At 57.2% G+C, this 9,350-nt stretch carries 10 protein-coding genes; 7 read left to right on the forward strand and 3 right to left on the reverse strand.

What is annotated here, in order from left to right:
* The first annotated feature begins 117 nt into the window (after positions 1-117).
* The 3 genes from kbl to HMPREF1144_RS10725 all read left to right on the forward strand — a co-directional run bounded on the left by kbl (position 118) and on the right by HMPREF1144_RS10725 (position 3,305).
* Positions 118-1,311, forward strand: coding sequence for a glycine C-acetyltransferase (kbl, locus tag HMPREF1144_RS10715; RefSeq protein ID WP_004855476.1), 1,194 nt, complete (start codon positions 118-120; stop codon positions 1,309-1,311).
* A 9-nt stretch (positions 1,312-1,320) separates the two neighbouring features.
* Positions 1,321-2,346, forward strand: a complete 1,026-nt coding sequence (gene tdh / locus HMPREF1144_RS10720; RefSeq protein WP_004855475.1) for an L-threonine 3-dehydrogenase — start codon at positions 1,321-1,323, stop codon at positions 2,344-2,346.
* Positions 2,347-2,507: 161 nt separating this feature from the next.
* Complete coding sequence (locus HMPREF1144_RS10725) at positions 2,508-3,305, forward strand: glycosyltransferase family 2 protein (protein ID WP_042927492.1); 798 nt, start codon at positions 2,508-2,510, stop codon at positions 3,303-3,305.
* Here HMPREF1144_RS10725 and HMPREF1144_RS10730 read toward each other — a convergent pair.
* Genes HMPREF1144_RS10730 through gpmM form a run of 3 tightly spaced genes read right to left on the reverse strand, consistent with a single transcriptional unit; the run spans position 3,302 to position 7,066 of the window.
* Positions 3,302-4,237 carry a divergent polysaccharide deacetylase family protein gene (locus tag HMPREF1144_RS10730; RefSeq protein ID WP_025107809.1) on the reverse strand — a complete coding sequence of 312 codons (936 nt, stop codon included), beginning with the start codon at positions 4,235-4,237 and terminating at the stop codon, positions 3,302-3,304. The genes HMPREF1144_RS10725 and HMPREF1144_RS10730 overlap by 4 nt on opposite strands.
* Positions 4,238-4,240: 3 nt before the next feature.
* The gene (envC, locus tag HMPREF1144_RS10735) at positions 4,241-5,512 is read right to left on the reverse strand and encodes a murein hydrolase activator EnvC (protein ID WP_004855470.1); all 1,272 of its coding nucleotides are present in this window, start codon (positions 5,510-5,512) and stop codon (positions 4,241-4,243) included.
* Between the two features lie 9 nt (positions 5,513-5,521).
* Positions 5,522-7,066, reverse strand: a complete 1,545-nt coding sequence (gpmM, locus tag HMPREF1144_RS10740; RefSeq protein ID WP_042927493.1) for a 2,3-bisphosphoglycerate-independent phosphoglycerate mutase — start codon at positions 7,064-7,066, stop codon at positions 5,522-5,524.
* Between the two features lie 245 nt (positions 7,067-7,311).
* On the opposite strand from gpmM, the gene HMPREF1144_RS10745 reads away from it, so the two are divergent.
* From HMPREF1144_RS10745 to HMPREF1144_RS10760, 4 genes are all read left to right on the forward strand, one after another.
* Positions 7,312-7,743: a rhodanese-like domain-containing protein gene (locus tag HMPREF1144_RS10745; protein WP_004126582.1), complete on the forward strand. Its 432-nt coding sequence runs from the start codon at positions 7,312-7,314 to the stop codon at positions 7,741-7,743.
* Positions 7,744-7,854: 111 nt separating this feature from the next.
* A complete protein-coding gene (gene grxC, locus HMPREF1144_RS10750; protein ID WP_009652747.1) occupies positions 7,855-8,106 on the forward strand; it encodes a glutaredoxin 3 in 252 nt (83 codons plus the stop codon).
* Between the two features lie 59 nt (positions 8,107-8,165).
* On the forward strand, positions 8,166-8,633 hold the full coding sequence (gene secB / locus HMPREF1144_RS10755) for a protein-export chaperone SecB (protein WP_004106849.1): 468 nt from the start codon (positions 8,166-8,168) through the stop codon (positions 8,631-8,633).
* A partial coding sequence (locus tag HMPREF1144_RS10760; RefSeq protein ID WP_009652748.1) for an NAD(P)H-dependent glycerol-3-phosphate dehydrogenase occupies positions 8,633-9,350 on the forward strand: 718 nt, incomplete at its 3' end. The genes secB and HMPREF1144_RS10760, both read left to right, overlap by 1 nt.

Raw genomic sequence — 9,350 nt, forward strand, 5'->3', positions numbered from 1 at the left:
GGTAGAGAGGGACTCGTGATTTATGCTGCAAATAATTCATGCAGTAATGCATCATCTCGTATCAGCGTATAGCTTTAGGTAATATGTGCCAAATTTTGCCGAATCTGGAGAGTTGCAATGCGTGGGGATTTCTACAAACAGTTAACCAATGACCTGAATACCGCGCGCGCGGAAGGGTTGTTTAAAGAAGAACGGATTATCACTTCGGCGCAGCAGGCGGATATCACCGTCGGCGGCAGCCAGGTCATTAACTTCTGCGCCAATAACTATCTCGGCCTCGCGAACCACCCGGAACTGATTGCCGCCGCGAAAAGCGGGATGGACAGCCACGGCTTCGGCATGGCCTCCGTGCGCTTCATCTGCGGTACCCAGGACAGCCACAAAGCGCTTGAGAAGAAGCTGGCCGATTTTCTCGGTATGGAAGATGCGATTCTCTACTCCTCCTGCTTCGATGCCAACGGCGGCCTGTTTGAAACCCTGCTCGGCGCAGAGGATGCGATTATCTCCGATGCCCTGAACCACGCGTCGATCATCGACGGCGTGCGCCTGTGTAAAGCGAAGCGCTTCCGCTATGCCAACAACGATATGCAGGAGCTGGAAGCCCGTCTGAAAGAGGCGCGTGAAGCCGGCGCGCGCCATGTGCTGATCGCCACCGACGGCGTGTTCTCCATGGACGGGGTGATCGCCAACCTGAAGGGTGTCTGCGATCTGGCGGATAAATACGACGCGCTGGTGATGGTCGATGATTCGCACGCCGTGGGTTTTGTGGGTGAAAACGGCCGCGGTTCCCATGAGTACTGCGACGTGATGGGCCGCGTCGACATTATCACCGGTACGCTGGGTAAAGCGCTGGGCGGCGCGTCCGGCGGCTATACCGCCGCGCGTAAAGAAGTCGTCGAGTGGCTGCGCCAGCGCTCGCGTCCGTATCTGTTCTCCAACTCGCTGGCGCCGGCGATTGTCGCCGCCTCCATCAAAGTGCTGGAGATGGTGGAAGCGGGCAGCGAGCTGCGCGATCGCCTGTGGGCTAATGCGCGTCTGTTCCGTGAAAAAATGACCGCGGCAGGGTTTACCCTTGCGGGCGCCGATCACGCCATTATCCCGGTGATGCTCGGTGAAGCCACCGTGGCGCAGCAGTTCGCGCGCGAGCTGCAAAAAGAAGGTATTTACGTCACCGGATTCTTCTACCCGGTGGTACCAAAAGGCCAGGCGCGTATCCGTACCCAGATGTCTGCGGCGCATACCCCTGAACAAATTGAACGTGCGGTGGAAGCCTTTACCCGCATCGGTAAACAACTGGGCGTCATTGCCTGAGGGTGTGAGATGAAAGCGTTATCCAAACTGAAGGCGGAAGAAGGCATCTGGATGACCGACGTACCGGAACCGGAAGTCGGCCACAACGATCTGCTGATTAAAATTCGCAAGACCGCGATTTGCGGTACTGACGTGCATATCTACAACTGGGACGAGTGGTCGCAAAAGACCATTCCGGTTCCGATGGTAGTGGGGCATGAATACGTCGGCGAAGTGGTGGGTATCGGCCAGGAAGTTCGCGGCTTTAAGCTGGGCGACCGCGTTTCCGGCGAAGGTCATATCACCTGCGGCCACTGCCGTAACTGCCGCGCCGGGCGTACGCATCTGTGCCGCAATACGACGGGCGTCGGCGTCAACCGTCCGGGCTGTTTTGCCGAATATCTGGTGATCCCGGCGTTTAACGCCTTTAAAATCCCCGACAATATCTCTGACGATCTGGCGTCGATTTTCGATCCGTTTGGCAACGCCGTGCATACCGCGCTTTCATTCGACCTCGTCGGTGAAGATGTGCTGGTTTCCGGCGCCGGCCCGATCGGCGTGATGGCCGCCGCGGTGGCGAAACACGTTGGCGCGCGCAACGTCGTGATTACCGACGTTAACGAATATCGCCTGGAGCTGGCGCGCAAAATGGGCGTCACCCGGGCGGTGAACGTTGCGAAAGAGAACCTTAACGATGTGATGGCCGAACTGGGCATGACCGAAGGTTTCGACGTGGGTCTGGAGATGTCCGGCGCGCCGCCGGCGTTCCGCACCATGCTCGATACCATGAACCACGGCGGGCGCATCGCCATGCTGGGTATTCCACCGTCGGATATGTCTATCGACTGGACCAAGGTGATTTTCAAGGGGCTGTTTATCAAAGGGATTTATGGTCGCGAAATGTTCGAAACCTGGTACAAGATGGCCGCGCTCATTCAGTCCGGTCTCGATCTGTCGCCGATCATCACTCACCGCTTTGGTATTGATGATTTCCAGCAGGGCTTTGACGCGATGCGTTCCGGCCAGTCTGGCAAAGTCATTCTCAGCTGGGATTAATTTCCCCCGGTCTGCATTTTAAAAAGGCGCCTGCGGGCGCTTTTTTTGAGAGTTGCCCTACATTTTTGTGATACTTAATCCACTCCGCACTTTTTCTAAATCGCTTTCTCGCCTATTCGTTTATACAGTCAGTTTAACCATGGTTTAACCCTATAAAGATTATGCTTAAACTTTCTGTATGCTTATTGACCTGTAATTCATCCCGCTTATTACGGGAGGTTTTACCACCTTTGCTTAAGGTAGCCGATGAATTTATCGTCATCGATTCAGGCAGCACGGACGCCACGCTGCAGATTTGCCAACAGTTCGGTCTCACCGTTCACCATCATGCTTATACCACTCACGGCACGCAGATGAACTACGCGACTTCCCTCGCCAGCCACGACTGGGTGCTGTGTATGGATAGTGATGAAATCCTTGATGACGAGGTGGTGGCGGCAATTCTGGCGCTCAAGGCCGGCGATGAGCCGGACCCCGCCTGCGCATGGCGTCTGCCGCGCTACTGGTTCGTGCTGGGTGAAGAGGTGCGCACCATTTATCCGGTATCATCGCCGGATTTCCCGGTTCGCTTGTTTAACCGCTCCGTCGCCAGGTTCAACGATCGGCCGGTAGACGATCAGGTGGTTGGCTTTACGCACTCTGCCCGGCTACCGGGATTCGTGCGCCACGATACCTTCTACTCCCTGCATGAAGTGTTTAGTAAGCTCAATAGCTACACCACGCGGCTGGTTAAATACCAGAAGATCAGGCCATCTCTCGCACGCGGAGCGATCAGCGCGATTGGCGCTTTCTTTAAATGGTATCTGTTCAGCGGGGCCTGGCGAAAGGGCAAGGTGGGCGTGGTCACCGGGCTCTATGCGACCTTTTACAGCTTTCTGAAATACTTTAAAGCCTGGTATGCCCATCAGGATAAGCCGGAATCCGCGGCGGATAAGCACACGGACTCCCGGACGATTTAATTGGTAGGCTTATCCCAGCCCTGCCACTTCAGCTGGTAATACTGCACCAGCGTGCTCTGAGTGATGCTTTCGCTCAGAATGGTAAAGAAGCGGCTGGCGTTGACCGGTTCCGGCGGACGCTTAGATTTGCACTGTTTCACGCCGCGGAACGGATTGCGCGGCGGCTGAACGGACGGCGGCGCGGTGTTCGGCGTTGAGGTATCCACCTGCGGCTCGTTGAGCAGGCTGCTCGGGCGAACCAGAGTGATATCCGGCGGCAGGTTATACACCATCTGCTGCAGCACGCGCACCGTAGTCGGGTGCGGGTGGCCGATAGCAATGGCGGAACCGTTACGCCGCGCCAAAGCGATAGCGCGGTTGAACTGATAGCGGATATCCGCTTCGTTTTGGGTATCGTCGAGGAAAACCTTACGCTTAATCACCTTTACGCCGGTGCCCTGCGCCGCGCGCATGGCCTGGGTATTGCCGATGGTGACGCTATCGAGGAAGTAGAGATTGTAGCGCTCGAGCGCCTGCATCACCTTCTGCATGCCGAAGAGATTCGACGTCATGGCGCTGCCCATATGGTTATTCAGCCCCACGGCGTACGGAACCTTACCGTAGGCTTCGCGGATAATGCGCTCTATCTCGCTGCTGTTCATATCCGGGCGGAGGGTGTCTTTTTCCAGCGGCTGTTTGCTGAGCGGCGCCATTGGCAGGTGGATGAGCACCTCGTGGCCAAGATTATGCGCTTTGGTCGCCATTTCTCGGGCGTGAGGCGCATTAGGAAGGACGGCAACGGAGATCGTCGCTGGCAGCGCCAGCACCTGGTTTTCCGTTTGTGGACGATAGCCAAAGTCGTCGATAACAATGGAGAGTTTGCCGGCAAATACCGGCGACGCCATAACCAGCGTACCGGTTACCGCGAGTGCAATTCTGCGAAATTGAAGCAAAACTTATCTTCCCAACCACGGCTGTGGATTGACCGCCTGACCCTGGCGGCGAATTTCGAAATAGAGCGACGGACGGCCCTGACCGCCGCTGCTGCCTACGAGAGCGATCGGCTGGCCCGCCCGGACCTGTGTGCCGACGCTGACCAGCGCGCTTTGGTTATAGCCGTAAAGACTCATGTCGCCTTTGCCGTGTTCAACGACCACCACCAGACCATAGCCCTGCAGCCAGTCGGCGAGAATAACCCGACCATCGGCAACGGCCTTGACCTCGGTGCCTTCAGACGCAGCGATAACCATCCCCTTCCAACGTAGTTCACCTTGCAGCTGTTCGCCATAGCGATGGAGAATTGAGCCGCGAACCGGCCAGAATGCCTGGCCACGCGGTGAACCAAGCCCGCCGGTGCGGGACATCAGCGAGCGTTCGCTTTCGGTCGGTTTGTAGGTGGTGCCTTTACGCGAGGCTTCCTGCTGGCGATCGCGTACGTCCTGCGCTTCGCGGGCTTCGCGATCCGCTCGCGCTTTGGCCGCCGCCGCCGCCTGGGCGATACGGCCGCGCAGGCGTGATTCGTTAGCCCGCATTTCGCTGAGCTGCTGCTGGCCTTGCTGAATAGAGGATTCCAGGCTGGCGAGGGTCTTTTTACGCTCGTTGCGCGCCTGCTCCAGCTTGCTCTGCTGGGCACGCTGTTCGTACACCAGGGTTTGCTGCTGGCTCTGTTTCTCTTCCAGCATCGATTTTTGCACCGCCACGTCTTCGCGGGTTTTCTTCAACTGGGCGATGGTTTCCTGGCGCGCCTGGTTCAGATAGCCAAAGTAGGCCTGCAGGCGCTGATTACGCTGCCCCTCTTCGCCGCTGAGGATCATCTGGATGCCGGTATGTGGCCCCTGACGAAACGCGGCGTCGAGCTGCGCGGAAAGGTTACGCTCCTGCGAGGCGCGCTGACGCTCCAGCTTGGCCAGCGCGGCGTTCATTTCGTCGATTTGCTTATTTAGCTGATTCAGCGTTTCCTGGGTTTCGCGTAGCTTTCGCGCGGCAGCGGAGATGGCCTCCTCCTGCGCTTTAAGCTGAGCGACCAGGGAAGCGCGCTGCTGCTGCTGCTGCTTAATCGCCCGCTGTTTAGCTGCGATATCGGCCTGAATGGATTTAAGCTGGTCGCGATCGTCGGCGTGAGCAGATGCGGCGCACAGCAATACGCCAGCGCTAAGCGCGCTGGCGTAAAGGACGGATCGAACTGCCGTTGCGATCCATGTAGTTGAATAAGTCGCCTTTCCCCTCATGGGGAAGGATTATTCCACGATGAACAGCGGCTTGCCAGTCATCTCTTGCGGGATTTCCATTCCCATCAGCGTCAGCATGGTCGGCGCGATGTCGGAAAGTTTGCCGCCGTTAACCGCTTTGACGTTTTTATCGCCAACGTAAATCAGCGGAACCGGCAGGTTGGTGTGCGCGGTGTGCGCCTGGCCAGTGGCCGGATCGCGCATCTGCTCGGCGTTGCCGTGGTCTGCAGTAATCAGCAGCTGTCCGCCAACGGATTCAACGGCTTTGCTCACCTGGTCGATGCAGTCATCCAGCGCTTCGACCGCTTTAACGGCGGCTTCCATTACGCCGGTGTGGCCAACCATATCGCCATTCGGGTAGTTACAGATGATGGTGTCGAACTGACCGCCCTTGATGGCGGCAACCAGTTTTTCGGTCAGCTCAGCGGAGCTCATTTCCGGCTGCAGATCGTAGGTGGCGACCTTCGGTGAATTGATCAGAATGCGCTCTTCGCCTTTGAACGGCTCTTCAACGCCGCCGTTGAAGAAGAAGGTCACGTGAGCGTATTTTTCAGTTTCGGAAATGCGCAGCTGGGTTTTGTCGTTCTTCGCCATCCATTCGCCGAAGGTGTTCACCAGAGATGCCGGCGGATAAGCGCAGGCGACTTTAATGTCCGCGGCGTACTCGGTCAGCATGACGAAATCGAGGTTCACCACTTTCTTACGGGCGAAGCCGTCGAAATCGGCGTTAACGAAGGCGCGGGTAATTTCGCGCGCGCGGTCGGCGCGGAAGTTCATGAAAATCAGCGCATCGCCGTCTTCCATCGCCGCATCGGCCTGGCCTGCAGCGCGAATAACGGTCGCTTTCACGAACTCATCGTTTTCATCGCGCGCATAAGCGGCCTGCAGGCCCGCAACGGCAGTATCGGTCTGGAACTCGCCTTTTGCCAGGGTCATCAGATCGTAAGCCTGCTCAACGCGGTCCCAACGATTGTCGCGGTCCATAGCGTAGTAGCGGCCAATGATCGAGGCAACGCGGCCTTTGCCCAGCGCGGCAAATTTGTCTTCGAATTTCGCCAGCGTCTTTTCAGCGCTGCGCGGCGGAGTATCGCGGCCGTCGAGGAAGGCGTGCAGATAGATTTTATCCGCGCCGCGTTCGGCTGCCAGCTCAACCATCGCCATGATGTGGTCTTCGTGGCTGTGAACGCCGCCCGGAGACATCAGGCCCATGATATGCACGGCTTTGCTTGCGGCAACGGCTTTATCGACCGCGCCGGTCAGTACCGGGTTGGCGAAGAAGGTACGTTCTTTGATTTCAACGTCCAGGCGGGTGAGATCCTGATACACGATACGGCCCGCGCCGAGGTTGACGTGGCCCACTTCAGAGTTGCCCATTTGACGATCCGGCAGACCGACTTCCAGGCCTGAAGCATCAATCAGGGTATGCGGACGTTTCGCCCACAGTGCGTCCATAACAGGGGTTTTGGCGCTGTAAATAGCGTTATCCTGCTGGTCTTCACGGTAGCCATAGCCATCCAGAATCACCAGTACCATAGGTTTTTTAGAAACCGACATTGCGACAACCTCATGCTCAAAGACAGAAAATTTGCGTAATTTTACTACAGCTGAATCGATCAAATCACCGTAAAAGATCAAAGAAAGAGGGCGGCCAGAGCGCATTGCCGCGGCGAGAGCGGTTTTTTTTCGTGACGGGCCGCAGAAAATACATTACATCGCGCTCACTGGCTGTATTTGCCGCAATGCACAGGTATACTCCTTCCCTGGTTTTTTTCTCACTTAGTCGGGAGTTGTAACCCCCCATGCAAGAAATTATGCAATTCATCAGCCGTCACCCCGTCCTGAGCATCGCGTGGGTCGCGCTGCTGGTGGCGGTGCTGTTCACTACCTTTAAAGGGCTGATGTCGAAAGTTAAAGTCATCACCCGCGGTGAAGCGACGCGCCTGATCAACAAAGAAGATGCCGTGGTTGTCGACCTGCGTCAGCGTGACGATTTCCGTAAAGGCCACATTGCGGGTTCTATTAACCTGCTGCCGAGCGATATCAAAGCAAATAACGTCGGCGAGTTGGAAAAGCACAAAGCACAACCCATTATAGTGGTAGACGGCTCAGGTATGCAGGCGCAAGAACCCGCCAGCGCGCTGAACAAAGCCGGTTTTGAAAAGGTCTTCGTACTGAAAGAAGGCATCGCTGGCTGGAGCGGCGAGAACCTTCCGCTGGTACGCGGTAAATAATTTACCCGCGTCTTTATGGCGCAGCGCGGTTTTCCCTGCGGCGGTTATTCGTCAGCGGGAAAACAACGCCTGCGGCGTAAAACTCTCGGGGGTAAAAACAGGAGTGAAGTCATGGCCAATATTGATATCTATACCAAAGCGACCTGCCCGTTCTGCGTACGTGCAAAAGCGCTGCTGAACAGCAAGGGCGTGACGTTCAACGAGTTGCCTATCGATGGCGATGCTGTGAAGCGTGAAGAGATGATTCAGCGCAGCGGTCGAACGACGGTTCCGCAGATTTTTATTGATGCGCAGCACATTGGCGGCTGTGACGACTTGTACGCGCTTGATTCACGTGGTGGACTCGATCCCCTCCTGCGCTAATTTTTGCGCTCATCCCCATTGGACGGGCGTACTTAAGGACAACACGAAAGGGTTTTACTATGTCAGAACAAAACAGCACCGAAATGACTTTCCAGATTCAGCGCATCTACACCAAAGATATTTCTTTTGAAGCGCCGAACGCGCCGCAAGTTTTCCAGAAAGATTGGCAGCCGGAAGTTAAACTTGATCTGGATACCGCTTCCAGCCAGCTGGCTGAAGGTGTGTATGAAGTGGTGCTGCGCGTGACCGTAACCGCCTCTCTGGGCGAAGAAACCGCATTCCTGTGCGAAGTACAGCAGGGCGGTATTTTCTCCATCGAAGGCATCGACGGCACCCAGATGGCGCACTGCCTCGGCGCATACTGCCCGAACATTCTGTTCCCGTACGCGCGTGAGTGCATCACCAGCCTGGTTTCTCGCGGCACCTTCCCGCAACTGAACCTTGCGCCAGTGAACTTCGATGCGCTGTTTATGAACTATCTGCAGCAGCAGGCTGGCGAAGGTGCTGAACAACATCAGGATGCCTGATGAACGCGCTTAACGCTGCAATGACTGTGATCGGTGCCGGCTCTTACGGCACCGCTCTTGCCATCACCCTGGCAAGAAATGGCCACCACGTTGTGCTGTGGGGCCATGACCCGAAACATATTGCGACGCTGCAGTACGACCGCTGCAACGCCGCATTTCTTCCTGACGTTCCTTTCCCCGACACGCTGCATCTGGAAAGCGATCTGGCGACCGCGCTGGCGGCCAGCCGCGATATCCTCGTCGTCGTGCCGAGCCACGTTTTCGGCCAGGTGCTGCGGCAGATTAAACCGCTGATGCGCCCCGACGCTCGCCTGGTATGGGCGACGAAAGGTCTGGAAGCGGAAACCGGGCGCCTGCTGCAGGACGTGGCCCGTGAAGCGCTGGGCGACGCTATCCCCCTGGCGGTGATTTCCGGCCCGACCTTCGCGAAAGAGCTGGCGGCAGGTCTGCCGACGGCGATCTCGCTGGCGTCGACGGATCCACAGTTCGCTGACGATTTGCAAAGCCTGCTGCATTGCGGCAAGAGCTTCCGCGTCTATATCAACCCGGACTTTATCGGCGTGCAGCTCGGCGGGGCGGTGAAAAACGTCATCGCTATCGGCGCCGGCATGTCTGACGGCATCGGCTTTGGCGCCAACGCGCGTACCGCGCTGATTACCCGCGGGCTGGTTGAGATGTCGCGCCTCGGGGAGGCCCTGGGTGCCGATCCGGAGACCT

This window comes from Klebsiella sp. OBRC7 (assembly GCF_000293135.1).
Taxonomy (GTDB): Bacteria; Pseudomonadota; Gammaproteobacteria; order Enterobacterales; family Enterobacteriaceae; genus Klebsiella; species Klebsiella michiganensis.